This window comes from Oleiphilus sp. HI0117 (assembly GCF_001635235.1).
Window position 1 is genome coordinate 1 of the sequence record NZ_LWGA01000833.1, and the last position, 2345, is coordinate 2345.

Annotated in this window: 1 protein-coding gene and 1 pseudogene; both read left to right on the forward strand. The window is 45.5% G+C overall.

All coding sequences use genetic code 11. From position 1 onward, the window contains the following. Positions 1–178: 178 nt before the first annotated feature. The gene (gene hemB, locus A3757_RS14080; protein ID WP_082865402.1) at positions 179–1189 is read left to right on the forward strand and encodes a porphobilinogen synthase; all 1011 of its coding nucleotides are present in this window, start codon (positions 179–181) and stop codon (positions 1187–1189) included. A gap of 68 nt (positions 1190–1257) precedes the next feature. Further along, a pseudogene (locus A3757_RS14085) lies at positions 1258–2345 on the forward strand (RNA degradosome polyphosphate kinase); the annotation flags it as partial.

Consider the following 2345-nt stretch of genomic DNA (forward strand, 5'->3'; position numbering starts at 1 on the left):
TTCAATTATTACTTAAGCTAAGCATATAAGCGTACCTAGATCTCGAGTTCCCTGTATTTAGCGAAAAGCAAAATACTTCCAAAAATCCAGCCCCAGTTGACTTGCGTTATAGCCTTTCCTTCGGCATACCTGCTAATCTTAAGCACATAATATTTTTGATGATTGCCGGAGATAAAAAGTGTTTTCACCCAGCCAACGACAATTCCCTAACAGCCGACTCCGTCGCATGCGCTTTCAAGACTTTTCCCGTCGCTTGATGCAGGAAAATACACTAACAGCCAATGACCTGATTTACCCCATGTTTATTCTTGAAGGTGTAAATAAACGCGAAGCTGTTAGCTCTATGCCCGGCGTTGAACGCCTGAGTATTGACCTACTACTAAAAGAGGCGCAGCAGCTACTAGAGCTTGGTATCCCCGCCGTCGCACTATTTCCCGTCACCCCGAGTAATGCCAAGTCTCTTGATGCCAAAGAAGCTTGGAACCCCGAGGGCCTAGCCCAAAGAGCTGTACGAGCACTAAAAAAGGAATATCCGGAGCTGGGCGTGATTACCGACGTTGCCTTAGACCCCTTTACAACCCACGGCCAAGACGGAATTATCGATGATGATGGATATGTATTAAACGATATTACCGTTAACGCATTAGTTAAGCAGGCTTTGTCACACGCAGAGGCCGGAGCAGACATCGTTGCACCTTCAGATATGATGGATGGCCGAATCGCTGCGATTCGCAAAGAACTGGAAGCCGCAGGCCATATCAATACCTCTATACTTGCCTACTCCGCTAAGTATGCCTCTTCTTATTATGGTCCTTTTCGCGACGCAGTAGGCTCTGCTGGCAACTTAGGTAAAGCAGATAAAAAGACTTACCAAATGGACCCGGCCAATTCTGATGAAGCCTTGCACGAGGTCGCCATGGACCTTCAGGAAGGTGCCGACATGGTTATGATCAAGCCAGGCATGCCCTATCTCGATATTGTTTACCGTATCAAGACTGAACTCAAAGCGCCGACCTTCGTCTATCAAGTGAGTGGTGAGTATGCGATGCATATGGCCGCAATAGAAAATGGCTGGCTAGACAAGGATAAAATTATTCTAGAGTCACTACTTTGTATCAAGCGCGCTGGCGCCGATGCAATTCTGACTTATTTTGCCAAGGACGCTGCGAAACTTCTTAGCAAAGGATAAAGATGTAACAATGTTCAGCTAGAATGGATTATCGCCCCTTTTAAAATACTTGGAGAATACAGACAACAATGAGCACGACGCATGACGAGCAAACAGCAAATAATGAGCTCCCTGCTATAGACCTCCTTAACCACGAATACTACGTGAACAGGGAACTAAGCCATCTGCAGTTCAACCATCGCGTGCTCAAACAAACGATTGATACATCGCACCCTCTCCTCAACCGTCTGATGTTTAGCTGCATATTCAGTAGCAACATGGATGAGTTTTTTGAAATTCGTGTGGCCGGCCTAAAACATCAGATCAAATTTGGTCGGGAGACAATTGGGCCTGACGGACTAAGCCCTGAACAAACCCTAGAAAAAATCAAACATATCGCGACAGATTTTGTTCGTGAACAGTATGAGATTTTGAATGATGTGCTTCTGCCTGAGTTAAAAAAAGAGGGGATCAGTTTTCTAAGACGCCAGGAATGGAGTGAAGCTCAACATGAATGGTTAGCTAATTATTTCGATAACGAAGTACTACCGATTATTAACCCCATCGGTCTCGACCCTTCACACCCCTTTCCTCGCCTGGTAAATAAGAGTCTAAACTTTATCGTAGAGCTGGACGGAAAAGATGCTTTCGGTCGTGAAACCGGCCTGGCAATCGTTCCCGCCCCCCGCTCTTTACCCAGGCTTATTAAATTACCTGCGGAGATTTCCAAGGGTGATGAACTGGTATTCTTATCTTCAATTATTCACGCTCATGTTGACCAACTATTTCCCGGCATGTCAGTGCAAGGCTGTTACCAATTCCGTTTAACCCGAAATGCCGACTTTGAACTTGAACAAGAAGATATGGAGGATCTGGCCTCTGCATTAAAAGGGGAGCTGCTCTCGAGACGTTTTGGTGACGCTGTTAGATTAGAGCTTGCAGACAACTGCCCAGAGCATCTGATCTCTTTCTTGCTCAAAGAGTTTAAACTGAGTAAAGATGAACTGTATCAAGTGCGAGGCCCGGTTAACCTTTCTCGCCTAATGCAACTACCAGATTTAGTCGACAAACCTGAACTACTCTACCCGGCCTTCGCTCCAGGCCTGCCAAAGCCTTTAAAGAAAAGCAGCAATATTTTTTCAACTATAAAACAGAAAGATATTCTTCTGCACCACCC